This is a genomic window from Pseudomonas sp. MT92, assembly GCF_058792515.1.
In genome coordinates, this window is sequence record NZ_JBXAFA010000016.1 from 119,725 (window position 1) to 143,180 (window position 23,456).

General features: G+C 56.6%; 30 protein-coding genes and 1 pseudogene. 13 read left to right on the plus strand and 18 right to left on the minus strand.

From position 1 onward, the window contains the following. The first annotated feature begins 70 nt into the window (after positions 1-70). The gene (locus tag AC1Q6D_RS26775; protein WP_102594764.1) at positions 71-841 is read left to right on the plus strand and encodes a hypothetical protein; all 771 of its coding nucleotides are present in this window, start codon (positions 71-73) and stop codon (positions 839-841) included. Positions 842-897: 56 nt separating this feature from the next. Here AC1Q6D_RS26775 and AC1Q6D_RS26780 read toward each other — a convergent pair whose 3' ends face one another. Both AC1Q6D_RS26780 and AC1Q6D_RS26785 read right to left on the minus strand, forming a co-directional pair. Then, complete coding sequence (locus AC1Q6D_RS26780) at positions 898-1,650, minus strand: hypothetical protein (protein ID WP_102594763.1); 753 nt, start codon at positions 1,648-1,650, stop codon at positions 898-900. Positions 1,651-1,696: 46 nt separating this feature from the next. Then, the gene (locus AC1Q6D_RS26785; RefSeq protein WP_102594762.1) at positions 1,697-1,930 is read right to left on the minus strand and encodes a hypothetical protein; all 234 of its coding nucleotides are present in this window, start codon (positions 1,928-1,930) and stop codon (positions 1,697-1,699) included. A gap of 199 nt (positions 1,931-2,129) precedes the next feature. Between AC1Q6D_RS26785 and AC1Q6D_RS26790 the strand changes: the two genes are divergently transcribed. Beyond that, positions 2,130-2,696 carry a hypothetical protein gene (locus tag AC1Q6D_RS26790; RefSeq protein ID WP_102594761.1) on the plus strand — a complete coding sequence of 189 codons (567 nt, stop codon included), beginning with the start codon at positions 2,130-2,132 and terminating at the stop codon, positions 2,694-2,696. 215 nt (positions 2,697-2,911) lie between these two features. On the opposite strand, the gene AC1Q6D_RS26795 is transcribed toward AC1Q6D_RS26790, so the two are convergent. The 3 genes from AC1Q6D_RS26795 to AC1Q6D_RS26805 form a co-directional block, all read right to left on the minus strand. Continuing rightward, complete coding sequence (locus AC1Q6D_RS26795) at positions 2,912-3,166, minus strand: hypothetical protein (protein ID WP_102594760.1); 255 nt, start codon at positions 3,164-3,166, stop codon at positions 2,912-2,914. 140 nt (positions 3,167-3,306) lie between these two features. Continuing rightward, complete coding sequence (locus AC1Q6D_RS26800; RefSeq protein WP_158243830.1) at positions 3,307-4,056, minus strand: CPBP family intramembrane glutamic endopeptidase; 750 nt, start codon at positions 4,054-4,056, stop codon at positions 3,307-3,309. Between the two features lie 119 nt (positions 4,057-4,175). Beyond that, positions 4,176-4,535 carry a DUF4031 domain-containing protein gene (locus AC1Q6D_RS26805; protein ID WP_102594758.1) on the minus strand — a complete coding sequence of 120 codons (360 nt, stop codon included), beginning with the start codon at positions 4,533-4,535 and terminating at the stop codon, positions 4,176-4,178. A gap of 127 nt (positions 4,536-4,662) precedes the next feature. Between AC1Q6D_RS26805 and AC1Q6D_RS26810 the strand changes: the two genes are divergently transcribed. The 5 genes from AC1Q6D_RS26810 (at position 4,663) to ligD (ending at position 9,200) form a co-directional block, all read left to right on the plus strand. Next, positions 4,663-6,534, plus strand: a complete 1,872-nt coding sequence (locus AC1Q6D_RS26810) for a PcfJ domain-containing protein (RefSeq protein ID WP_146012982.1) — start codon at positions 4,663-4,665, stop codon at positions 6,532-6,534. 31 nt (positions 6,535-6,565) lie between these two features. Then, positions 6,566-7,117, plus strand: coding sequence for a hypothetical protein (locus AC1Q6D_RS26815; RefSeq protein ID WP_102616862.1), 552 nt, complete (start codon positions 6,566-6,568; stop codon positions 7,115-7,117). Beyond that, on the plus strand, positions 7,068-7,667 hold the full coding sequence (locus tag AC1Q6D_RS26820) for a hypothetical protein (RefSeq protein WP_256580226.1): 600 nt from the start codon (positions 7,068-7,070) through the stop codon (positions 7,665-7,667). The genes AC1Q6D_RS26815 and AC1Q6D_RS26820 overlap by 50 nt, the downstream gene beginning before the upstream one ends. Positions 7,668-7,967: 300 nt before the next feature. Beyond that, complete coding sequence (locus AC1Q6D_RS26825; RefSeq protein WP_102594755.1) at positions 7,968-8,189, plus strand: hypothetical protein; 222 nt, start codon at positions 7,968-7,970, stop codon at positions 8,187-8,189. Positions 8,190-8,279: 90 nt separating this feature from the next. Beyond that, a complete protein-coding gene (ligD, locus tag AC1Q6D_RS26830) occupies positions 8,280-9,200 on the plus strand; it encodes a non-homologous end-joining DNA ligase (protein WP_492618487.1) in 921 nt (306 codons plus the stop codon). A 66-nt stretch (positions 9,201-9,266) separates the two neighbouring features. On the opposite strand, the gene AC1Q6D_RS26835 is transcribed toward ligD, so the two are convergent. From AC1Q6D_RS26835 to AC1Q6D_RS26870, 8 genes are all read right to left on the minus strand, one after another. Further along, complete coding sequence (locus AC1Q6D_RS26835; protein WP_102594753.1) at positions 9,267-10,529, minus strand: hypothetical protein; 1,263 nt, start codon at positions 10,527-10,529, stop codon at positions 9,267-9,269. A 36-nt stretch (positions 10,530-10,565) separates the two neighbouring features. Next, positions 10,566-11,078: a hypothetical protein gene (locus AC1Q6D_RS26840; RefSeq protein WP_102594752.1), complete on the minus strand. Its 513-nt coding sequence runs from the start codon at positions 11,076-11,078 to the stop codon at positions 10,566-10,568. Positions 11,079-11,142: 64 nt separating this feature from the next. Next, entirely contained in the window at positions 11,143-12,006 is an 864-nt protein-coding gene (locus tag AC1Q6D_RS26845; RefSeq protein WP_102594751.1) for a hypothetical protein, read from the minus strand. A 1-nt stretch (position 12,007) separates the two neighbouring features. Further along, the gene (locus AC1Q6D_RS26850) at positions 12,008-12,250 is read right to left on the minus strand and encodes a hypothetical protein (protein ID WP_102594750.1); all 243 of its coding nucleotides are present in this window, start codon (positions 12,248-12,250) and stop codon (positions 12,008-12,010) included. 27 nt (positions 12,251-12,277) lie between these two features. Continuing rightward, positions 12,278-12,742 carry a TraR/DksA family transcriptional regulator gene (locus AC1Q6D_RS26855; RefSeq protein WP_102594749.1) on the minus strand — a complete coding sequence of 155 codons (465 nt, stop codon included), beginning with the start codon at positions 12,740-12,742 and terminating at the stop codon, positions 12,278-12,280. Between the two features lie 13 nt (positions 12,743-12,755). Beyond that, positions 12,756-13,400: a hypothetical protein gene (locus AC1Q6D_RS26860; protein WP_102594748.1), complete on the minus strand. Its 645-nt coding sequence runs from the start codon at positions 13,398-13,400 to the stop codon at positions 12,756-12,758. Positions 13,401-13,682: 282 nt separating this feature from the next. Then, positions 13,683-14,573, minus strand: coding sequence for an OmpA family protein (locus tag AC1Q6D_RS26865; RefSeq protein WP_102594747.1), 891 nt, complete (start codon positions 14,571-14,573; stop codon positions 13,683-13,685). 27 nt (positions 14,574-14,600) lie between these two features. Next, a complete protein-coding gene (locus AC1Q6D_RS26870; protein WP_102594746.1) occupies positions 14,601-15,065 on the minus strand; it encodes a hypothetical protein in 465 nt (154 codons plus the stop codon). A 111-nt stretch (positions 15,066-15,176) separates the two neighbouring features. Between AC1Q6D_RS26870 and rdgC the strand changes: the two are divergent. From rdgC to AC1Q6D_RS26895, 5 genes and pseudogenes are all read left to right on the plus strand, one after another. Beyond that, positions 15,177-16,088: pseudogene (gene rdgC / locus AC1Q6D_RS26875) on the plus strand (recombination-associated protein RdgC); the annotation flags it as partial. Between the two features lie 6 nt (positions 16,089-16,094). Beyond that, positions 16,095-16,355, plus strand: coding sequence for a DNA translocase FtsK (locus tag AC1Q6D_RS26880; RefSeq protein ID WP_256580228.1), 261 nt, complete (start codon positions 16,095-16,097; stop codon positions 16,353-16,355). Then, on the plus strand, positions 16,352-16,834 hold the full coding sequence (locus AC1Q6D_RS26885) for an ASCH domain-containing protein (RefSeq protein ID WP_102594744.1): 483 nt from the start codon (positions 16,352-16,354) through the stop codon (positions 16,832-16,834). Before AC1Q6D_RS26880 ends, AC1Q6D_RS26885 begins: the two co-directional genes overlap by 4 nt. Before the next feature lie 107 nt (positions 16,835-16,941). Further along, a complete protein-coding gene (locus tag AC1Q6D_RS26890) occupies positions 16,942-17,886 on the plus strand; it encodes a hypothetical protein (RefSeq protein ID WP_102594743.1) in 945 nt (314 codons plus the stop codon). A 215-nt stretch (positions 17,887-18,101) separates the two neighbouring features. After that, positions 18,102-18,701, plus strand: coding sequence for a hypothetical protein (locus AC1Q6D_RS26895; protein WP_146012981.1), 600 nt, complete (start codon positions 18,102-18,104; stop codon positions 18,699-18,701). 31 nt (positions 18,702-18,732) lie between these two features. On the opposite strand, the gene AC1Q6D_RS26900 is transcribed toward AC1Q6D_RS26895, so the two are convergent. Both AC1Q6D_RS26900 and AC1Q6D_RS26905 read right to left on the minus strand, forming a co-directional pair. Beyond that, complete coding sequence (locus tag AC1Q6D_RS26900) at positions 18,733-19,236, minus strand: hypothetical protein (RefSeq protein ID WP_102594741.1); 504 nt, start codon at positions 19,234-19,236, stop codon at positions 18,733-18,735. A 63-nt stretch (positions 19,237-19,299) separates the two neighbouring features. After that, positions 19,300-19,914 carry a hypothetical protein gene (locus AC1Q6D_RS26905; protein ID WP_102594740.1) on the minus strand — a complete coding sequence of 205 codons (615 nt, stop codon included), beginning with the start codon at positions 19,912-19,914 and terminating at the stop codon, positions 19,300-19,302. A 164-nt stretch (positions 19,915-20,078) separates the two neighbouring features. Here AC1Q6D_RS26905 and AC1Q6D_RS26910 point away from each other — a divergent pair, with 164 nt between their 5' ends. After that, a complete protein-coding gene (locus tag AC1Q6D_RS26910; RefSeq protein WP_102594739.1) occupies positions 20,079-20,870 on the plus strand; it encodes a TraX family protein in 792 nt (263 codons plus the stop codon). Here AC1Q6D_RS26910 and AC1Q6D_RS26915 read toward each other — a convergent pair. From AC1Q6D_RS26915 to AC1Q6D_RS26925, 3 genes are all read right to left on the minus strand, one after another. Then, positions 20,850-21,623, minus strand: coding sequence for an ASCH domain-containing protein (locus AC1Q6D_RS26915; RefSeq protein WP_102594738.1), 774 nt, complete (start codon positions 21,621-21,623; stop codon positions 20,850-20,852). The two genes, AC1Q6D_RS26910 and AC1Q6D_RS26915, sit on opposite strands and share 21 nt — an antisense overlap. 95 nt (positions 21,624-21,718) lie before the next feature. Continuing rightward, a complete protein-coding gene (locus AC1Q6D_RS26920; RefSeq protein WP_102594737.1) occupies positions 21,719-21,991 on the minus strand; it encodes a hypothetical protein in 273 nt (90 codons plus the stop codon). Then, entirely contained in the window at positions 21,988-23,445 is a 1,458-nt protein-coding gene (locus AC1Q6D_RS26925; RefSeq protein ID WP_256580224.1) for a phiTE_072 family protein, read from the minus strand. Before AC1Q6D_RS26925 ends, AC1Q6D_RS26920 begins: the two co-directional genes overlap by 4 nt. Positions 23,446-23,456 lie beyond the last annotated feature (11 nt).

Sequence of the window (23,456 nt, forward strand, 5' to 3'; positions counted from 1 at the left end):
GCGCTATGCTTCGAAACTATAGTTGCTTAGTTATCCTATTGCAATTGCGAAAGAAGATTTTAGGAGGGGTATGAACGTGAGCATGAGCTGGTCCTTTAATCAGCCGATCCGGCCGGCGGAGTGGAACGCCTTCTGTTTTGGCGTTTCGTTGCTTCTCACGCATAGCCCATCGATTCCCGTGGGGGACTGCGGCGGGCGACGGATGGAAGCAGAGGAAGCCTTTGACCGGACACTGCCTCCGGGGCTTGGAGATGGGTTTGACGCGCTGCCTGTAGCGATCGAGTTGAACGGCGTTGATAGTGAGCGCGGCCAGTCATTTCGTCTGGACCGACGCTCGAATGGCGGAGCGCTCAGCACGGAAGGGATTTATGGGCACTTGGCGCACAGTATTTTGCTGATTGGCGCTGCAACATTGCACGGGTTCACCTTTCGAGAGAACTTCACGGCGCAGGAGGCGGGTTACGGCATGGCCATGGCCAAGAAAGCCCTCGGCCGCGCATTGCCCGGACTATCGGCGGCTACTTCGGACGAGTTTTTTCGAAGATTTAACGGGAGCGAGGAAGTTGCGGTGATGGAAGCCCGCGCCGGGCAATACAGAGGAGTTCGACAGAAAGTCCAGGACCTGGTCGACTCAGTTAAGGACAAGAGCCCTGCAGGTGAGTTCGAGCTGGTCACGCTGCGCACTGCCGAGGCCGTTCTTCATCGCCTGGAGCTCGGGGTTGATACACACTTTGAGGCAGACTATGCGTTGCACAGCCTTGAAGGTTTTTTCCGCCAGTCGTGCTTCCTGGAGTCAACGGCGGACCAATTCATGGCCCTTGATCACCAGATGGAGAATTGAAAGGGTCATCTGCCTGGTGAGTTATCTGCCGGCGGGCGTCATTGACTACGGACTGATCATGCACCCCGACCGCCAGGTTTGTTTCGCATTGGTAGCCGTTCCACGTTGTCTGCTTTTTCGATGGCCAGCAAATGCTCGATGCGGTCAAACAATGCGAGATTCTTTGCGCGTACCTGGTCACGCTTCGCTCTCGCAGCCTCCAGCATTTCCTGTAACGCTAAAGCTGGATCAGGCGTTCGGGACCGCACGTAATGCAAGCGATCCTCAAGGTCGCGCTTGATCTCGGAGAGGGATGTATTTACCAAATAAAGCAGTGAGTCGCGTCCGTTTTGCCAGCGGTCAAAGTTTCTAACAAAGCGTGCAGTCAAATCGCCTGCATAGTAACCATCCAGAAAGTTGCATTCGAACAGGCCCAGGTGAAGCTCGATGATGACCAGTAACCTTTCCGGTAAATCCACGGCATCTGTGGGTATTCCCGGGAAGCGTCCATTGACTGCTCGGGTGGCCGCGGCGTAATAGGCTTCGCGCTCACGCTCCAGGCGTTTCTCCTCGCGAACCTTGATCTCCTTGGCATGCTCCACGCGAATATTCAACTCGCGAACCAGCTTCGCGGCGCGCTGGATAGTTTCTCGTTCATCTTGATCGAGAAACTGGGCAAGTTTTCCGGTGTTGAGCTTTTCAAGCTGCGTGGCCGTACTGGAAAGCTTGGTCTGTTCTGCCTGTAGCTCTTTGCCGCCGTAAAAGCGCAACGCTTCCAGTACCTGTTCGGGTGTAATGCGCCACGATAGCGGAGGAGGCTGCTTGCTCATGAGGGTATTCCTAGTGGTCACGGCACTGTGTGCAGGGGATTATTCCCTATTCAGTTAGCCCGGTGCAGCCATCACCTTTCCAGAGGCGATCAGCAACGTAGCGAATAGTTTCAAGATCAACCTGCTTCGTTGGGGTTTCGAACAAGTTGGCCACGAATTCATCCTGGGCAATTTCCCGGCAGAAATCTGGGCGTGTAAATCCTGAGTTGAGCAGGTTGGAATACTTTTCTTCGCCAAGTAAACGTTTGGCGGCGTCGTCAAACTGGGCCTTTGTGGCCATCGTTGTCTCCTCGGATCTCACGGACTTGCTCTTACGGGCGGACAAAATAACGTATATGCTTTAGCATACACGAAAGCATTGGCATGGATAGGCGTAGCCGCCAAAATTCCCGTTAGGCCCATTGGAGACACTATGTCGGTACACTCAGCCCGGATCCTTGGATCGTCGCCGCTCTCATCGCCCCCCGCGAGTTTCGTCCATGGCTAAATCAAAAAGCCTGCTCCTCGCCTACGAGGCTACGGGCCAGCAGCGCGAAGTGGTGTTCGCCATTTCAACAAACCAAGCTCGTGAGATGCTCTCTGCGTTGGTCTGTTCGGGCCCGGACGGTTCAGCCGAATGCAAGCGAGCGCCTTGGGCTGATCAATATGCGCAGTCTGGCCGGATTCCTTGGTCGGTCATGGTGGAGCATGGACTCAGCGCGCAGTGCTTCTGCTGCCGAGAGATGATCACAGCCGTCGATAAGTTGGTTGTCAGCGGCAGTGAAGTGTTTTGCACATCTGCCTGCGAGGAAAAATTCACCGGCAATCGGGCCTTGGTGCAGGCTGTCCTGGATGAGGCCGCAGAGATCGCCCAGGTACTGTGGCCAGAGGTGAGCGTGATGAAGGCTGAGATGATCGAAGGGCGTGCGCGTGTGCACTTTACTTTTGGCCGTCCCCCGCGGCATGCATTCTGGTTTGTCGATGAAGACCAGGTAGAGGTTGCCCCAGTCGATCAGGAGAGCTGGATTGATTTCAATGCCCAAATGAGGTTGTCCAGACCGACCTAAAAAGGTTGCCCAGACCACATTGTATTTTTTGGTATGTGTAGTCGCCTGGCTGCGCCAGGCCATGTAACGCGCCGCTACGCGGCCGGAGGGTGATCAAGGCAAAAGCGGGGGTTTACTTCTTCTCAAATTGGTTGCACGCCCAGAATCATGAGGTTAGGCGATGGTCGGCTCGGAAGATCGCCTGCAATCTGTGATCTCCCGGCCGGTGCTGCAGATCAATCTACGGTCTGGGGCTGAGGGGTTGGTGCGGGAGCCTGAGCGGTTTCCTTCGCCAGGGTGTGGGTGATCTCCGATGCGCTTCGGTTGCCGAGTTTCTCTTCCAGGGTATCTTTCACCGACTGCAGGGTGAGAATCCGGGCTGCTTCCACAGCGTGCTCGACTTTCTGGCCGGCTGCGGTTAGCAGCAATATCGTGTCGCACACCGTGTTGATACCGGCTTCGCAGTGTTCAATTACGCCATCTTTCATCATGTTTAAGGCCTCATTGGTCAGCCCTTTCAGCGGGATGCTGCAGGGCTAAGTGGAGGATAATCCTTGTGTCGTGTTGTGCTCAACGCTAAACACCCGCGGTTCTTTGCGCCGTCCTAGTCCTGCGTGTGTTCGGGGCGGGATCAGCGGCCCAGTTGTTGAGCGATCTCGATATGTTTGGCAACCTGGTCGCCCAGCAGCACGAATCCGATGGCGTACATGTGAAGCATAATCGGTAGGAGCAAGCCCTTCGAACGAACTCTGGCGACTCCAAATATAATGCCCACCAGAAATAGGGAAATGTAAGTTAGTTGGTACTCATACTTGTGCACCAGAGAAAACAATGCGGCGGTGATCAGTATCGCGAGTGCTGGTGTGACTTTTCCCTTGAATACCGGAACACTCGTCAGAATGAAGTGCCGGTACAGTAATTCTTCAACAATGGGGGGAAGCAATAAGACGGTGAACAGCAGAATGGCAATCTGAGAATTGGTTTTGAAGGCGTATAACAAAACCATGCTCGGCTCTCGGGGATTGCCCAGCAGGTGCGCCGTTAGATACACCGCGACATAAAGGATGGTCACCGCCGAAAGACCGTAAACAAGGTCCTTCCAACAGAAATTGCCAACAAGAGTTAACTCGCGAAATAGGACTTTCTTTTGGATGAAGAACATCATTCCTAGAAACACAAGGGCGGGTGCGTACACAATAGGGATGCTGTATGCGTAATAAAGCATCGCGCCTGCTAGCACGGAAACATGATCAGCGATATATCGATAGCCAAAATAGGCCAGCGGAGCTAGTAGTAGGCACAGAATACTCCAATGCTCGGCGAAGCGATTGGACTTGAGATTCTGATTGGTTGTTGGGTTGAAGTACTCGGGTGAATTCAATTGAGTTTGCCTTTCTGGATAATGGTTTCCGATACAAGCCCTACTGATCGGCCTAGCCGGAAAAATCATGATATGAGTGCGATGAAATAGTAAAAAACAAAGCCTCAAAACCGGGTTACCTATAACTGTTCTGGGGATGGACTCTGCAATGCGGGGGCTGTGGCAGTTGTATGGCGATAGTTCATGCACCACTCATAGGCCTCATGCGGTTCCCCCATCGATCCGGTAATCCGCCGTCGCATCATCATCGTCCCTGCCTCCCTCCAGGTTATCTCGATCGCGCCGGCTTTGATGGCGAGCTGCCTTTTGCTCAGTGCAATGTCGTAGTGACTCGCGTGCCTGGGTGGGGCCTGGTGCCAGCGGCGAGCGACGCCGATCGCGGCGGCCATTGCATGAAGCTCTTCGTCAGTCGTGGCCACCATGTGGCACATCACCATCCGCCCAAAGGGCGCTCGCATGTCGTCGACGTACACCGCCATCGCTGGTCACCAAAATAATTATTTGATAGTGTCGATAATATAGCATCGACTATCTAAAATTATGATTTCGTGATGGCAGTCGCGTACGAACACAGTCCTTCTCTTCGATGACACGGACTTGGTCGTGGTGAGTGGCCTGGTCACTTCTGAGGGCGATCAAGAAATGATGGATGTATCGGGCGGTCTTACCCCGCAGTTCGAGTCGAGCTTCAACGGTGTTGCCACGCAGCCGGAAGATAAGATCGCAGCGGTGGCCCGAACCTGGGCAGACCACTTCAAGGTGAAAGGGCCTGCGAGGGAACGCTTCATACTTCGGTACGTGACGCGCTGCCGCGAATGGCGATTCTGGTGTATCTCGGCCGAGATCAAAGGGGTGGTGCACGCGGCGTGTCGGTTTGAGGACGTTGTGTACCTGTTCGATGGCAAGCGGATCCACTCCCGAAAATTGATCCCGAAAAAGGTTAGGCGCAACCGAATGAAGTACGGCGAGGCCTTCATTGATTTGCCTATGTCGAATCCCGATGAGTTCGGGCCTGAGAGGATCATCAGAAAAATCAAGAAGGCATGCGAGGAGGTCATTGAGCCCGTCAACTCATTTGACAGTCTGACGACCTACAGCAAGGCCTTCGGCGAGCTGGCTTATCGAGCAATGTACGGAGACGTGTGCGTAGGGATCAATGAGGGGCCGACACGGGACATGCGTTATGCGCGACCGCGCAGGGCGTACTACATGAGGATGAGTGCAGGCGTATTGAAACGCTTCTGCAGCTTTCTCAACCCAGATGCTCTGCGCGCAATTCGTGGAATAGGATGCCCAACGGCGACCGTGTACAACTGGATCACCGCCGGTGACGTGGAACGGAGAATCCAGGCAATCCGGGCGTATCCGGTCATCCTCCCGATCGTGGTGCTCAGCAGCCACAATAATGAGTTCCGACACGGGATAAGTGAGATCGCTGAGGGGAGAGCCTTTGCTGAATCGGTGGGGGTGGGTGTGGATGAGGGTAAGAGCATCGCCCCTCAGCTGGCATTGTTTTATGAGCGCTCTGAGTCGTTCATCAAATCAGCCGGCCGCATGTCTCCTCGGCATGTAGGTTCCGCTCTCACGCATATCGGAAGTAACGGTTGGATTAATCCGCTGCAGGTGGTGCTTCGCGGGTTTGAACTGGGTAATCGCCGACCAAGCGGGAAGTCTGAGTGGTCAGCCTGGCGCGAGTTATTCTGGCGTCTGCCAACTGATCTTGGGTGGATGTTCGGTCGGGAGCAGATTGTCCCGTTTCTTGCGGGATTGCCCGCTTGGTCGGCAAGTGAGTGGACAGAGATTTGCGGGCGAACCGCCGATCTCCGTGACTTGGAATTGCATAAGTTGCGCTTTGATAGCGCCCCGGCTTCCAAGTGGACCCTCAAGCGTCTGCTGAATGTCAGTGCGGAGTGGCACGAGGTTCAGGCGCGGTTGAGTCTGGAGCTGTCAAAGGACGACGAAGCAAATCCGGACGAAGGCGATCGACCTTGGATTTCGATGCTGCCTGGTGCGCTTCTGCATGAGCCCACGGGTATCGAAATAGTGGAGCTTTTGTTGCCTGATGAGCTGGGGCTTGAGGGCAAAGCCATGTCGCATTGCGTCAGTGGTTACAGCGGGAATTGCTACAGCGGACACAGCCGAATAGTGTCGTTCAGGAAAAACGGTGCCTCCCTGGCTACCGCTGAATTCGGGCTGACCAAGTGGTTAAAAAAGCCAACCATTCACCATCTGTATCTTCGTCAATTGAAGGGCTACAGGAATGCGTCTATCCCAGCCTCCAGTGAAGTCGGTCGTGCGCATGCCTGGCTCAAAAAGCAGATTGCCTCGCGGAAAGTCGTAATCAACGTGGAGTGGCCAAAAGTGCCCTACACCAGCAGACCGACTCGTATGCGTTTGAGGGAACAGCTCATAAGCACCAGGATGATTGAGTGGCTGGCTGTGAAAATGGGGGCCGAGGTGGGTGATGACTGGGACTGACAATACTCTCGAAGTTAGAAGGTGCAAGAGCATGACCTCTGACCAGGTTCTTTGGGCGAAAGGGCAACATTGGTACGAGGGTTCAGGCCAAGATTCGCAAGGTCATTATGTGATCGGCCGTGACAGCTTTGGCAGTAGACCGGCCCTCTTGTTTTACGAGGTCGACAAGCTGCGGGAATGGGCTTCATATCAAATAAATCGTGACCTTATTCGAGTACCAGGGGAATCACAGATGTTCGACAAAGATGACCAAATGATTGGCTGGTTTGATACAGAGATTCAGGCAGAGGCCAATGGCGTCCCAGAAGGCCTTCTCAACGAATTCATGTTCAAGGTTGAAGGTCCGCTGGCGATTACCGAACGGCTTTATTCCGCCACAGGCGGCGTCAAGGCCGTGGTCATAAAACACTTTGGCGAACAGGGGGTAAAGTACAGCGCCGGCGTACCGCTGGAGTACCTTCGCGGCTTCGCCATGGACTTTGGACTGACGTTCATTTGGCGCCCACGCGACGGAAGAGCGCTGGAGGCGAATAATGGGCGATACTTCTCTGCAGAGCATGACCCTATTGCGAGAGCAAGCTGAGGTGATGCGGCCACTCGCGGGCAATGGTTGTTCGTTGATCCCTGATCCTGGCCAGTGGCAATTGCACTGCGGCATTCAGAAGCTGACGCAGACCGAGAGCGATCCTTACGGCTGTGGTGTTGCGTGTTTGGCCATGGTCAGTGGAATGAGCTTTGCTGAGGCGCGTGCTCAATTCATCAATATTGGACTGGGCATACGGCGATCGCACAGGGCGGCTTTCTCCACGTCGTCCCGGGAGATGCACATGGCCATCGCCAGTGTGGGACTGCTTTCTGACGCGAAGCGTTGGAATGGTTGGGACCAGTTTCACGGGCTGGGCGTGCTCAAGGTGCGTGACGACTGGCGCGGCGCGTTCAACAAGTGGCATTGGGTCGTTGCGTTCAGGCATCCGACACTCGACCTGGCGATCTTTGATCCTCACATGGCATTCCCAGCCTTCAAGCACTTGTTGCTCGAAGACACTTATTTGCCGTTCTCGATGTACGAGCCCAAAGGGGAGTGGTTCCAGGTCGAGCAACGCATACCGCTATTATGTAGCTCGGCGCGGTAGAGGGTAAATCCCCTTTATGATTAGGAGAATGCAAACCATGACGATTCCACCGATTACTGACGTCGAAGAATACCGGGCCGTGCTTGAGGCCTGTGTGAAGGCCGAAACAGAAGGCAATCACACGCTAGCCCGACCGCTTCGTGTGCTGGTTGACGCATCCCCGTTCGATGGCTGCTGGTGTAACGGCCGGGCACCGCGGCGCCTTGAACCGGCGTGTGAGGTTTGTGGCGGCGATGGTTTTGTACCGGCAGCAAGACCTGCGGCCCGATCTACCCAACCGTCTCCACAAGGAACGCCTGTATGACCGTCATCGACGAAAAAGCCCAGCGCCTGGCCGACTGGCACGAACTGCTGGCGGGCACGATTCTTGGTGGGAATCTCGACGCCTGGCACAAGGAACTGCGACGTGGTGTCGACATGATGAAAACCGAAGGTCTGATCGATGCCGGCGAGGCGCGGGAACTGCGCGAGCTGGCCGACGCTGCGCACAGCCACCAAATCGAAGTCCTGCAAGAACGCTGAAGTCTAGGCTCTATACGTTGCATCTACACTGATGATGACAGCAGATGGGAGCCGGGCATGGCCAAGCGGAAACTATCGGGCACTGATCCAATGCCCGAACAGATCACCCCTAAATTGGTTGCGCTGGCCAGCGCTCCCCCTGCCGGCGAATGGCTATACGAAATAAAATTCGACGGTTACCGTTTCACCGCACGGATACGAGACCAAGTCACCTTGTTCACTCGCAATGGCCACGACTGGACAAAGCGGCTGCGCCGCATTGCCGCAGAACTGAGCCAGCTTGAACTGGACACGGCCTGGCTGGACGGTGAAGTAGTGGCCCAGGACGAAGACGGCCGCCCGATATTTCATCCATTGCAAGGTGCGTTCAGCTCCGGGAAGACTGATGACTTGGTGTTCTTTGTGTTCGACCTGATGTATCACAACGGGCGCGACCTGCGCGACGCACCTGTCGAGCGGCGCCGCTCACTGCTGCAGCAGCTGATCGGGCGCGTTCCCTTGGAGCATGTGCGCTTTTCCGAAGCCTTCGATGTGGATCCCCGCGACCTTCTGGCTAATGTTTGCGCGATGGGCATGGAGGGGGTGGTCGGCAAGCGTGCAGGCAGTGCCTACAACCCTGAAAGGGATGGCTCCTGGATCAAGCTCAAATGTGCGAACCGTCAGGAGTTCGTCATCGTGGGCTTCACCCGTGCCGCTGGGGGCATAGGATCACTGTTGCTCGCATTACACGATGAGGATGATGTTCTTCTGTATGCCGGCCGGGTGCAGTCCGGACTGGGCAGCCGCAAGTTGGCCGGTCTGCGCGTACGCCTGGTCGAGCTGCAGCGCGACACCTGTCCGCTGACCCGGGTGCCAGTGATCCGCAAGGGCTTGAGCGTGGTGTGGTTGGAGCCACGGTTACTGTGCGAGGTCAAATTCGCAGAAATCACCCCCTCCGGAAAAGTGCGACACGCTGTGTTCCTCGGCCTACGGGACGACAAGCTCGCTGTCGGCATTCAGCACGAAGGTTGAAACGGTTCAGGCGATGTCCTGCCGCGCTGCCTCGATCTGTCGCCAGAGATTCTCCTCGATTAAAGATCATGGGTACGACAGATCGACAACTGCCGGCTCGCGTGCCAGGGCAGTGGCATCGGCGATCATTGCGCACGTTACCGTGCGGCCATCACCGTCCAGCATGGTCGCCTTGACGGGGACGCAGTAACCCTTCTGCCTTACAGCCTCAATAAATTCGGGCTCACCGCAATAGTGAAGACCACCCAAGCTGTTAACGCTGAAACTCCCGCCTTGCTGCCAACTGTTGGTCTCTATCTCCCAGGTCAGTTCGGCGATCCGAGCATCGTTCAGCCCTGCAGCAGGCTGCGGGAGATTAAGGCTGTCGAGCCCAACCGTGATTAGAAAGGGATCTTCGCCCTGGGCAGTGGCGAGCACTTGATCAAGACGGACCTGGTGAGCGTCGATAACTTCAGCCGGTACTTCCTGGCCTAGCGCTAACGCCCTGACTGTTTCGCCGAAATGCCACTGTAGGAAGTCTTCAGTAAGGAAGTCATCGGGATATTTCGACCAGCTGCCCGCAAAGTCTCGATGCGTGGCTGGGATGATACGGACCAGACCGGCGTCGCTGAGCGATTTCATGGTGTCGCTATGAAAGCCGATCGAGGTGTGGCCAACGTTGCCCATGTAAGGTGACTGACAAAAATCGTTGATTCGAATCGACTGTGCTCCCTGGGCGAAAGCGGCCCGGAACCTGTCGATCATGTGGTACTGCTTTTCTGTGAGATCTGGATCTCGGCCTTCCCTGAAGTCGATATCGTCCTGTTGTGGTGGTCTGGGGATCATCACCAGGCGCCCGAGAGGGAATGTCGCCGCCGGAATCGGCACTTTGATCTTTGAACCGTCCGGCTGAGCTTTGTACGCGTCTTTCACACGAAAATTTTCGTTGCTGTAGCCGGCCCCGGTGTAACCCAGGCTGTGCAAATGTGCCTTGATATCGCCGTAGGTGATGTCTTTCCCGGTTGAGCTCCAGCTTTCTGCTCGGCCAAGGGCGTCACTGCGGTGAATCACCGCGCGCGCGCCAAGCTGCTCAGCGATACCCCAGAGAAAACTGCTGGTATCGGGAATGATGGATTCGGCCAGCCGATATTCATCGATGCTAAACAGCATCTCGCCGTGCCATGTTGGAATGTAAATCTGAGCCGTCAACGGATCTTCGGCGGTCCAAAAAACCTCATCGTAGCCGCCACCTTGTGGCTCTGGAGTACGCCAAGGTTCGCAACTCCCGTGGAACAAAGCGATCTCGCTGAACTGAACAGGTGTGAGTAACCAAGGTTGTTCGAAACTCATGATGGGTCCTTAATCATTGGCAAAAAAAGAGGCCAATCAAGGCCCCTCGTGATCCAACTGAGGATCTTCACTTTGGAAATCCTGTTCATTGCCAAGTCTTTCCCCTTTTCTTTTGTGCCACTCAATTGAGCTTCGTAGAAAAGCGGTCTGGTCTTTCATGTTGTTAGATGTGTCCCTGTCGGGCACCAAGCTCAGCGGATCTTCGATGTCGTCAGGGAGGTCGTCAGGCATGTTAAAAAGCACGAGTCCATCCTGAGTGGTACGCACTTCTCCTGCGGCGAACAGCATCGAAAATATGTTGGTCCGCACGCCTTGCGGGTCGGTGTATTCAATCTCCAGATTGTCCATGTCATACGGCAGGACGAGTCGGGCGACATACCCATGGCGCTCGGCTTCGGCCTTTAATGCCAGCCATGTGTCCATGATCGAGTGCTGGCCAGCATTAAGGGCCTTATCCTGTTCCAGCAATGCCACCACTTCCGGGGCAAACTCAGGCTCCTGTTGGTGTTCTACGCCTTCATTGACGTGTTCTAAAGGGTCCTTGCGCACGATGCTTCCTCCACTTGATGCTTGGGTTTGACGCGCGGTGCTGCCACCGCGCGATCCAACCTGATTAGCGGCCAGGGCCGTCGTTTTGATCCCAGGACGGAGGGATATAGGCATCCTCCTTCGGCCGGTTCCAGTCGGCTGGAATTGGCGAGGAGAGCTGCGCGGAGCGCTCGGGAAGATTGAACTGTTTGCCTGCCTGTTCGACGGCCACTCGATCATCGATCGATTTGTGATGCATCTCCTGCGCCTTGGTGACGTCTCGCGACACGACGTCAAGCAATCGTTTCGCCTCGGCATTGTGGGGGTCGTTGCGCACATCTGTTTCGAGCAGGCGCATCACGTTGGTTTTTTCGCGTAGCTGGGTTTCGGTGTGGGTGAATTCCGACAAAGATTGTCGATCGCGTTTAGCCCAGGCTGTGTATGCAGGGTCAACCGCAGGCATGGTCACGGTTGATCCCGCAGTGATCAATCCGGTCAAGGGCGTGCCCGCTGCAGGCACTGGCATCGGCGCCGTGGCAGGTTGAATTAGCGAGGCGAGAGGTGTGCCCTGGGCTTTCTGCTCCGGCGTTGAACCCAGGCCCTGCAGCACTGACGTCACCTTGGTCAGAAGTGCGACGGCGCCGGCCAGCGCCGGGCCTACCACTTTGCTGAACATTCCGCCGGAGGTTGAGCTTGAGGAGAGCAGGGAACGCAACAGTCCCGATTTCGTTTCGCCGAGGAGTTTGTCCTGGACCATTGCGATGCCTTTGTCCTTGAACATGTCGACCAGGGCGCCGACGGTAGATGCCTTGTCGGGGGAGTCTTTGCTGAGCGACTTGGCGCCGCTGCTCACCACACCCTGCAGGGTGCTACTGCCGTGAAACAGGTCGGTCACCTTTTTGAAAAGCGCCCGGGCACCGCCTTGAAGAACTGTTTTAGAAACCGACATTTCAGGCCTCCGGCTGCGTGTGTTTTTCGACGAGTTCGCAGAACTCGTCGATGGTAACGACGGCGGCAACGACGTCCGCATTTCCGATTGTGGTCTGCTCGGCTTCCACACCCTTCAGTACCGTGGTGTAGCCGGCAATGTGAGTCAAAAGTTCGGCCTTTGACTCGTCGGGTTCAGGACTGAGTTGAAGAGCCTGGGCGCAGCGCTCAAGGCGCTGCAAGCGATTGCTGGTTTCGATAAGCATGACGTGCTCCATGCGGTTGGGGGATGGTTAAGCGGCACCGCGTGCCTTGTAGTGATGCTGCTCTTTGGCTTCCTGGCGCTGCTTCTCTTCAATGCACAGTGAAGCGGTGGGACGCAGCAACAAGCGTTTGAGTCCGATCGGCTCGCCAGTTACTTCACACCAGCCGTACGAGCCTTCGCGGATACGCTCAAGTGCCCTGGCGATTTTGCGGCACAGCTGCTGATTTCGTTCGGCATGGCTCAATGCGGACGCTCGCTCTTCTTCAGCGCTGGCCCAGTCAGAAACGTCACTGATCGCAGGTCTGTCTTGAATGGTTTGACGTGCTTGGCCGTGGCGTTCGCGGGCCTCGCCGAGCTCGCGTTGCAGGAGCGATTCGAAAAACTGCAACTGTGGAATGGACATGTACTGGTCCTCAGGCATGCCGAGGAGTTGTTCCGTTGTGATGACGGCAGTGCCGGCATCAGCGCCGGCAGCAGATGGTTGAATTTGCATCTGATGCTCCTGGTCAGTGGCCGGGGCCGGTTTGTGGGTAATGGTCTGCATCTTCGATATTCGCCGCGGCAAGCCGTGGAGCCAGTGGGGTGATCGCATCCAGATGGGAGCACAGGCTTTCCAGGGCAGAAACCACGAGGTGGCGAACTCGACCGGAGGCGGTAGAGCCAGGCAGACCCTCCGCGAGGTCAGAGGTCAACTCGGTGAGTACACGGTCACCATGGCGTGTTCGGAAAACGGAGGCGAGGGCACTTGATAGTTGCGGTTGGCTAGGTTGATTGACGGCACGTAGTGCATTCGAAACCTGGTGTCTTGCTGCCGGCGAGTGGTAACTGCCCAGGGACAGCTCGCTGTTGGCGTGCGTCTTGCCGGCGAGACAGTACGAAATCTCGTGAACCTCGTAGGTCGGCAGTTGGACTACAAATTCTGGCAGGGGCCCCATGGTGATTGGGTACGCACGATTGTTTTTGAGGTCGGCATAGATGAACCGTCCAGACAGGGTGATCGGGTCGATGCCGTGGGCGACTGCCTCAGGGGCGAGTTGAAGCCCGATGACCTGGTCGTTATCGCCGATGATGACCAGTTCATCGAATTCATAGAGTGAAGTCAGATCAAGCGCGTCAGGGCGCGCATTCCCTTGGAAGTTGGGTTGTCTCATGGCACACCTTACGCAAATAAATTTAACAACATCATTGCGATAATATAGCAGCGTAAATAATTGACAATCAAATTATAAAGCCTGGTGTGCGCGGAGTTTCAATTACCACTAACCCATAAATTCTCGTGCTCCTGTCCACCCATGAACCTCGCGCAGGAGGGTGATTAGGTCAACAGGCGGAATCTGGATTAGTGGTAATTACCCATACTTTGGAGAGGACAGGCATTGTTTGGCATAACTATGCCGGACGCGGCCGCGCGCCGCCCCGGCAGGGGCGAGGGGTTAACGATCGAAACTGTTGTACTGGAAGTCACGAACAGCGCCGTTGATTCCGCGGTTGAGCTCCTGGCTTGCGCCGCGAGCCGCGGTGGCCGCACCGGATCTCAATCCTGCGGCCGGTCCATTCGAAATGGCCTGCGAGATGCCTTGCATGATGGTGTTGCTTAAAACGCGCGTCGACGCGCTTGCGGTATAGGGGGCCTGGTACACCGGCGTCGGCGTGTACTGATACTGGCGCCGCTGTTGCGCCAGTTGGGCCTGCTGCATCTGCACCTGTTGCTGAATGTTAGCCGGCTGCACCTGGTATGTTGAGTTGCGAGCGATCGTGCGGCTTGTCTCGTGCTCAACACTCGCTTGAATGCTGACCCGGGATGGCTCAACCCCCTTGGCCATCAGGTAGCTTGTGAGTGCAGCGGCACGTTGCCCGAACAGTTGATCTGCACCTGCATGCGGTTTGCTTGCGTTTGTCGAACTGGTGACGACCAGGGAGCTACCCGGGTAGCGTTGGAGCGATGTGGCCACCTCATCAAGTGCGCGCTGGGCTTGGGCGGTGAGGCGGTAGCCACCAGGTTGGAACGCTATGTTCTCAGGCAGGATGAGATTGATTTTGTCACCGTCGCGTTTAACCGTGATGCCGCTGCCCAGCATCTTCGATCGCAGTTCTGATTCCTGCTGATCAACGTAATAACCGTATCCGGCGCCGCCGGCGGCGCCGAGCGCACCGCCAACGATTGCGCCTTGCCCGCGATTATCATGGTTGATGACTGCTCCGGCGGCCGCGCCTGCTAGCGCGCCCACGCCACCGTATCGGGTCGTGTATTGGTATTGCGGCGGAATGCTGGAACACCCGGTGAGAATCGTCAGGATCAGGGCCGGGGGAATGAGCTTCTTCATGGTGCGATCTCCACGCTTCAGGAAAGGCTACTGGGGAATAGCGGGTGAGGGCGCCATGCCAATTGGCTCGGCCAAGACGCAATCGAGCTCCTGATACGCGACATCAAACGCGTTGAGCTCGTGCTTCCAGAACCCCTTTTCATCCTCGTCAGGTCGGTGGCTTTCGGGTTCGAGTTCTATAAGGCGCTCCAGCCCCTGGCGCCAAGTATTGCGGTGGCTCAAGAAATCATGGGGCAACCGTTCAACCCAGGCTCCATCGGCCTGCACCTCTTCGGCGAGAAGATCTAGCTCTCGATAGGCGATATCGAGCGCGTTCAACTCGTGTTTCCAGAACCCTTTTTCATCCTGGTCAGGCAGATGACTTTCCGGCTCCAGTTCGATCAGGCGTTCAAACGCCTGGCGCCAGGCGTTGCGGTGGGTCAGAAAGTCATGCGGGAGTTGATCAAGCCATTTTTGTGGCTGGTGGCCTGCGTTTTGATTGGGTGATCGCATGTGAACGCTCTCAGGGAGGGGATAACAGCAAATTTACTCTTGGCTTGCTATTTAGTCTAATGTTTTGCTATTGATATTGCGTTAGCAAACTTACCAACTCAGGACATGGCCATGTGGTTTAAAAATCTCCTCATTTACCGCCTCACCCAAAACCTGGCTTTCGACGCCGAGACGCTGGAACAGGCGCTCGCCTCCAAACGCGCCCGCGCATGCGAAAGCCAGGAGCTGACAACCTACGGTTTCGTTGCCCCCTTCGGGAAAGGCGCCGATGCCCCTCTCGTGCATGTCGGTGGCGACTTTCTGCTGGTGGGTGCGCGCAAAGAGGAGCGCATTCTCCCCGGTAGTGTGGTCCGTGACGCGGTGGCCGAAAAGGTAGAGGAGATCGAGACGGAGCAGATGCGAAAGGTCTACAAAAAGGAGCGCGACCAAATCAAAGACGAGATCGTGCAAGCGTTTCTTCCTCGCGCCTTTATTCGCCGATCGTCAACGTTCGCCGCGATCGCACCCAAGCTGGGTCTGATCCTGGTCAATTCGCCAAGCCCGAAACGTGCCGAGGACCTGCTGTCCACACTTCGTGAGGTCTTGGGCACGCTGCCGGTGCGGCCGGCGACAGTGAAGATTTCGCCCTCAGCAACCATGACCGACTGGTTAAAGACCCAGAAGGCCGCCGAAGACTTTTTCGTGCTCGATGAATGCGAATTGCGCGATACGCACGAGGATGGTGGGATCGTCCGGTGCAAACGCCAGGACCTGACGAGCGAAGAGCTGCAGATGCACCTGAACACCGGCAAGGTCGTCACTCAGCTGGCTGTGGCATGGCAGGACAAGTTGTCTTTTGTCCTCGACGACAAAATGGTGATCAAGCGTCTGAAGTTTGAAGACTTGCTTCAGGATCAGGCTGAGCAGGATGGCGGTGATGACGCGCTGGGCCAGTTGGCGGCAAGTTTTGCATTGATGATGCTGACCTTGAGCGATTTTCTGCCGCTGCTCCTCGGCGCCTTGGGGGGGGAGGAGCTTCCGCAGGAGGCGATGGATCCGGCAACAAATGTCGATGTTGGTGTCGATACCGATTTTGGCGCCGCTTCTGACGAAAGCGACGAGCTCTACCCGGCCGCGGTGGAGTTTGTACGCAGCCAGGATCGTCCGAGCACAAGTGCGCTACAGCGGCACTTTAAAATTGCCTACAACAGGGCTGCCCGTATCCTTGAGGAATTGGAACTGCGTGGTGTCGTCAGCAAGATGCACACTGACGGCAGCCGCCGGCTGGTCGCAGGGGAGGCAGTATCGTGAGCCTGCCTGTTGTTTTGGACGAGCAACGTGCCCGACAGTTAGACAGCGCTGGTCGCATCATTCTGCGGATTCCAATCGGCGTGGGCCTTGCGCAGCGTCAAATGGTGGCCCGCGGGGAACAGCAGTCGCTGTTTGACCTGGCACCAACCGAAAGAGGCTACGAATGGCCTGCAGGATCTGGGGTCTTCGTCACATCGCAGGAATTGGTTGCGCAATGCCCGATTGGCCAGGCTGGCGATTGTGTCGACGTGAATCTGCTGCAGGGCTTCAGTCGCTCGAAACCAGTGGGCAAGGCTCGAATTGCAGCCGTTAAAGTCGAGCCTCTTGAGTTGATTTCGGACACCACTATCCGTGCCGAAGGCTACGAGAACTGGACGGAATATGCCTTTCACTGGAATCAACGCTACCCCGGGGCGCCCTGGGATTTTGACCCAGTCTGCTGGGTGGCAGAAATCTGCCAGTCCTCACTGGCGTCCTGATTGTCGAACAGAGTTCGGGATCGGCGCTCGAACCAGGTCAAAGTGGCCTGGTTCTTCGTTCGCATGTAATCTGCCTCAGATCGCCTAGGACGAAGAATGAAAGCAAAATGGCCGACAATAGTTCCGGAACCTCGATCGCCATTTCACTCTTGCTGGCTCAGATCGGTGATCTGCGCGCTGCACTTGACCAGTGGAAAGGCGCCCAGGAAGCCTTGCTGAAATGTTGCGAAGAGCATCATGCGGGCGGCTGGCTCTTTGGCGAATTCGGCCTTAAGACTTTTCAGCGAAGTTCAGAGCCCCCAACCGAACTCCGGCGCGCGTTGTGCTCCCTGGACGTTGAGGATGAAGCCGCATTTCGCGTGACCGGAGCCATTTTCTTGCCGGCGGAAGCCGCTTCAATCGTTTCCGCGGCGCAGGCCGCCCGGGCGCAGCTTGATGCCGTCAGCCTGCCATTGCGGAAACTGAAGCGCGCGGATTTGTCGAGACTGCCGACTGGTATGGAGTTGGGAGGTGGCCAGCTCGTACACTGGAAATCCCTTCGCCCTAAAGACGGTATCTGGAACGCCGTTTCAGCGACACTAGGGGAACCACGCATTCGCATTCGGTACGCCGTTCGCCCCCTAATGCTTGAGGGCGCCCAGGGAAGTCCGCCTCGCAAGATCTCCTTCTGCAAAACCATCCAGCACATCGTGAAAAAGCGCCACCCTTCAATCCTGATCGAGGCCCTTGGAAAAATTATGGAGGATGAGGGGGAGCGGCACGCCGCGGCGCAACGTGACATATCGAGACTCTCCTCGCTCATGCGTTTGAGCCCTGTCCCAGATTTGGCATACATCTACCGCGGCGGGTACATCTACCATGTCAACCTGGCGTGGAACGACGGAGCGAGGCTTAAGGTGAAGACATCCCTGCCTTTATTCATCTGCGGTGAAGGTCCGGACATTCCCCCTCTGTCAAACTCCGGCCACGCCAAGCGGCGGCGCCGATCGGACGTAAAGTACGCCGAGGCACCATTGTTGGAAACTCAAGCCATTCACAGCTCCATCAGATAGACCGATCTATTAGATTGAAAATCGCTATCTTTCTCTGACTATAAGCGGAAAATTTCGTTGGATCCAAATTTCAAGGCGTGATATGACAATTTTCTAACGTCAAAAGTTCGCTATCCATCGAAATATTTGATTCCTCCGATGCGTAAACTGTGCGACAGTTCACAGATGGCAACGAGCCATCATTCTTCCGCTACCAGCAGTTAAAGCGCCTCTTTATGGATAAAGTTCTACCGGTGAGCACCAGGGCTTGGCGAAATACAGCTAAAACGCATTTCACCTCCAATCATCTCTGCGCTGCACGCGTAACGTCTAAGAATCATTGGGTCGGTTCGGCGCCCGCAAACGCATCAATCAATGCGTGCGGCAATGTTCTGCAATTCCACTCCTCACCTGTCGACCGGTCGCTTCACGATGGTGAAACCGTCATTCGGTTTGCCGCTATTACTGGGGTGATCATCTGGGTTTCTAAACCAGACGAACACGGCATCGGCGTCAAGCTCCTGGATGACGAAACCGGCAAGGAGTGCGTGATTGCGTTGCCTGTTGCACCGGAAGCATTTACCTTTGGCGAGCGTGTCACAGTGGTGCACGCGATCCATTCGGAAAGTGCTCCCGTGCATCTGCTGAGCGTGAACCTGGTGCGCAACGAGTGGTGGTCTCATCAGAACGCCCGCAGTGTGTCGCGGCTGTTTGAAATCGATAACCTTCAATTCGTTGAAAGACTGGAGCGCCGGATGCGAGAGATCGTTTTGTCGCTCGGGGCAGGAAGGGGCCTGCGTGTGATGGGCGCCCGGGCGAACCTTCGACTCGCCTGATGCCGAGGTGCCAGGCGGTGGTTCCACGGCATTAGGTAGGACAAGCATCAAGCGCTTGCTGAAGTAATTTCACATGCCGAAGCAGTGTCTCAAACGCAGGATCGCGAAGTTTTGGATAGCGCGCTCTCCAGTCAACTCCGTAGGCCAGTTCAAGAACTGCTTCAGGCCAATCATCTTCCAGTTCGATGTCTGGAATGGTGGATGCCGCGTCGAACAACGCCCGTGCTTTCTCCTGGCTCAAGGCTCTCACCCTGCGTTGCGCAATGGTTTGTTGTTGAGCTACACGGGATATCAGTACCCGATCAGCTTCCCCACTGATGGAGAACTGTTCCGCAATAAAGTTGGCCGACTGCGCGGCAAAATAGAGCCGAGGGGAGTAGTTACTAACGAATTTGGCGTACCAGGCTTTGCGCGTATCCTGGTCAACCAAAGTAAGCTCTACGCAGGCGGGGCCGCACCGGTCCATAAAGGCAAGGACGTTCTGGCCATCGGCTGTAACACGCACTCGTTCGCATTGCGCTAAATCGACTTTCATCAAGATTTCCAATTGGTCCTCGGCGAACTATATGCGTTTGCAATGCCAAAAATCAACATGCAGTCAGGCGCCTTGTTCCAGCGACTGCAAGGGATCCGGCAACTGATACTGTTCTGCATCGACTTGATCGGGATCCGCCGGCGTGTTGCTCTTGATACAGGCCGGATTGAAAATCACGCCCCATACCTCATTACCGTTTATGCGCTGCAGACTGGCGTCAATTCCGTTCACGATGAAAAGAGTAGCCAGTGCGAGCCCTCGTGCTCCGTGCGCAAGCTCCGCCGCCACACAAAGATTCAAAATTGACTCGGCAGGGCAGTGCGGCGCGTCTCCAATCAAAATGCGCTTGCTTAGATCGGTTTCTGAACTTGCTTTGCGCAACTCACCGAGCAGCTGCTTGTGCACGCGTTTGGGCGTGTTGTCCCGGACAAATCTTTCAACGGTTTGCAAAGGTAACGCTGCAGATTCGAGCAGTAAGCGAGGCTCAAGCTCAAGCTTGCGAACCTGGCCTTCTTCCTTGGCATATCTTCTGGCTGCGAGATAGTGGTTCGTGCAGTAGATGCCTGGGCCCTGTTCTGTTCCTCCTTTGCGCCCTGGGCGAATTTCCGACGCCCCGTCCCATTGACGGCCGCCATGCCACATGACGATTCTTGTCGGGCGTGCGAGTTGTAACAACATACTGAAGCTCCTCTCGATCTCGTCGGAGATCCGGTGGTAATAGGGCCAATCCGCTCTACAGCGAGCAAGGCCAACACGGTAAAGTTAGTCTGGCTATAGATGACTTGCTATTCTACTGCAATACCAGTGGTCAAGATTCTCACTCATCGGTGACTGGCACGCGCATGCACCATACCTCCCTCACAAAATCCGATCGATCCGAGAGTCAAATCGCGGCCGAGACACAGGCGATCGGTAAGCGTATTCCTATACTGGACCTCATCAAGTGGCTGGCGATCGCGACGATGGTCATGGACCACTCGCGAGCCATCTGGCCGTCACTGCAGGTGCTAACCATTCCAGGGCGATTGGCGTTCCCCCTGTTCTGCCTGGTGATGGCATGCAACGTTGCTCGTCAGCAACGCGGTTCCTTAAATAGCCCGGGCAACGTTAGGTATCTGGGGTCACTGCTGTTTTTTGGGGTGATCAGCCAGCCGATGTTCTACGCAGTGTTTGGGCAGGACCTCAACATTTTCTGGCTGCTGTCATCGGCGTTGGCCATTGCCCTCGCAGTGCACCACCGCACACCTGCCGCGCTGCTTTTGGGAGCGCTTGGGGCTGCGCTCGCCATCGTGTTTCATGACCAGCTCGGCTATCACGCAGTCGGGGTACTGATCCCTGCTGTGATGGTGCTGGCATTGCGAAGTAAGGGAACCACACATTGGGCCTGGGTCGCAGCAAGCTGTGCGCTGTGCTGCCTGGCCAACATGCTTGTCCCGGAGGTCAGGACGGTGTTGCTGTCGGGAGATATCGGAGCGGTATTTGTCGCCGTCGCTGCTTTTTTTGCACCAGCGGCTGGGTTTTGGTTGGTCAGCAAAAAGCTGACCTTGACCATCAAACCTGTTGGCCGCTGGGGGTATCTTTTTTACCCCATGCACCTGGGTTTGCTCGCCCTGTTACGCGACTTCAGCTTTTAACAGGGTTGGCCGATTTGGGACAGAGACAGTGCTTGCAACCTGCTTGAACTGAATCACCCAAACCCATGGGTTCGCTGACCAACTCTCGTCACCGTTGATCGAAGTCCAGATATCCCGGAAAGCGAAACCGGCGGGTTGGTCAACGCCGGTGACGCGGAACGATTCGACGACCTGATCACTTACGCCTTCGGCCGCGGCCTGCTCCTCGCTGATTTCCTGCAACCGCTCGATGCGCACGTCGGTGATCTCCAGCAAGATGCGGCTGGCCCAGCGGTTCATGTGGATGCTCGGCCGATGGCGCCATATCTTGTTCGGTGCTGCTGCAGAGTAAGCGCCATTGCGCAATCCGTTCGGGTAACTGGTATTGGGCTCGTTCGGCGGTGTGCCGTCAGCCGAGTAAACAACCCGCCGACTGCCGAACCAGGCGCCCGTGTCGTCCTCTGGGTAGGTGGCCTGCCAGTCGCCGGCCTGCCACCAGCTTTCGCGCACCCAAAGTCGGTCGCCGGGCTGGCCGTATGGACATTTCGCACTCCACTCACCGCCGTTGCGGGTGGTGTAGGCGTGAAACCCATCAACCTCATCGCCGTTTTCATTGCGACCAGACACGTACTCGAAGCGATGATCGCGACTCGACCAGGTCAGGTCGAAGGGTTGCACTTTCACCGTCCGCCGCGTGACCGTCTTCCGCCCTTCCAGGATGGCGCGCACCATCGGGGCCGAGAACAATATCGGCCGATCCTTAATTTCAGGCATGACTGTTCCTTTGCCGCTGTAGCGGCTGACTTTGAAGGAGTTCGAGCGGCTTCATCGGCCGCCCTCGGATCGTTGTCTTGCGGCGGGGAGGGCGATCATGGCGTCACCGCCCGGCGTTCGCCCGTCTTGATCCAGCGTCGAATGGATAGCTCGCAGCCGCTCGTTAAGCAGACACCATTGGCCATGCCGAGGTGCGTTTTCGGCGTACCGCAGCCGCAATGGCATTTCGGCTTTCGCCCCGGGCGTCTTGGCCGCAGCTCCATGTACCGTACCTGTTCAGGGAGACCGCCAACCTGACCCCAGCCAGAGGTTCCGCCGCGCATCGCCGCAGAGCGCGCGGCGGGCGACAGACTGTTGAGATCGATCATGGCTTCACCATTTCGTCAGGATCGAATCCGAATCGACGGCAGAGTGCATGCGCGACTCCAGACCCGCAACAGAAAGCGTCCATTATCGCTACCCAGCGCTGAGTGCCGCGCCGGTGAGTTCCGGTCGCAGCTCTAACAGCTTGACCGACCAACTCATGCTCGCTGAACTCACAACCTGACAGCGTGATCTTGCGGCTTTCGAGCGGTTGGGACCCCAACTCATCAACCCGCTGATCCGCTGCGTTCAGGCGCTGCTGCAGGGCGTCGCGCTCGCCCGTGAGTCGCTGGTTTTCGTCCTTCAACTTCTTGATTTCGTGCAGCGCCGGGCCCGCTCCGCCTACGATGTGCGTTTCCTCGGAGATGCCCAGGGCTTTGTCGATCACAGCCAGGCTCTCAATTGCCGTCATGAACATGCGCTGGTAACTAGGCTCGAATGCCGGCGCCGCTTTTTGTTGGCGCAGTGCTTGCTGCACAGCTTCAACAATCAGGCGCAGGTAGGTGTAATCGTGGTTCTCCTCGACGGCCTTCCCGTCGAGGGGATAATGCCATTCGTCCCCGAACAGCAAGGTCAGCAGCGCGCTCTGATGCCAGCACTCGCTTGGGCTTTCGATGCTGAGCAGAACGTCGATGTCATCCCAAAGCTGTCGGGCTTCGCTTTTGCTCAGATCGCCAAGTTCCCAATCGTGGCGTCCGGTCTGTTGCCGCCGACGCTGAACGATGCACTTCTTTGCAAGGGCGTGCAGCGCGTTGCCACTGAATACCGTGGGACTGATGCCCCGATCCAGGCAGTTGAGGACGTAGTCCCAGCCGCAGTCGGCGACAAACTCCGCCACGGTGCGCGGCCCCATGCCACCCCAGTACGCGCTCCAACTCTTGTCCCAGCAGTTGATGGTGATCTTGCCCTGGGCAGTTTCGTAGTTCGGGTTGTCGTCGGTTGGGACGGCGCGGCGGCCGAAGTCCTCAAGGAAAACGGTGATCGGGTCGAGCCTCGGCGCGCCCGTGATTACCAGCTTTGTCACGGTCGAGCGCTCAGTATGCAGCGCCGTTCCTGATCCTCCTGGAGCCGGCGAGAGGTCGTGCCAGGCGTCGACCTCGAACTCGGCAGGGCGCAGGCCAAGGTGGCTACCGTCTGGCATCACCGCTGCGACGGCGCCGTGACTATTCGTCCACGCCAGATACGTCTGGCCAGCTTTTGCCACCGGTGCATCACCCTTGATGTAGGCGAGCCCTATGCCTGGCATAGGATCGGCGGTGACGGTTTTGAGCATTCGGACCGCGCGCGGCACTCGGTCGCCAAACGGGTAGCTACTGCTGCGCTTGCGCAGTGCTGGGCAGTCGATATGGGGCTCCGTGGACACAGGGCTATTCCCCGCGGTTGGAGAGGCAGCCGTTGTGACTTTCGAACGATCAGGGATGGCCAGGTCCAGTGGATGCTTCTCTTCTTGGTGCGACATGCTGACTCCTG